The organism is Sodalis-like endosymbiont of Proechinophthirus fluctus (assembly GCF_001602625.1).
In the GTDB taxonomy this organism is placed as follows: Bacteria; Pseudomonadota; Gammaproteobacteria; order Enterobacterales; family Enterobacteriaceae.
The window spans coordinates 31507-31839 of record NZ_LECR01000051.1; positions in this window are offsets into that span (position 1 = coordinate 31507).

A 333-nucleotide genomic window follows, 5' to 3' on the forward strand; every position below is an offset into this window, starting at 1 on the left:
TGGTCAGCATTTTGCCTGTACAAAGTTGGCAATACCACCGGTGGTGGCAACGCTTATCCACACGCTGTTGCAAATTACCACCGTCGCGATGGAGTCGCTGTTGGGTTGGTTCGCGAGCGCGAGGTCGCTCCCCGTGAAGTGGGCGCTATGAGCTCCGGCCGTCTCTGGCATGTATCTTGTGTCTGAGCAACTCAGACACCCGTATCATGATAGCCTAAGGCGCAGGACTGGCAGCGGTGTACAACGTCCGGCTGAGCAGCACGCTACTTGCGCGACGATGGTCGCCTGGGCAGGGCTTAGTAATGAAACGCAAATCACCTACCTGCTCTGGTG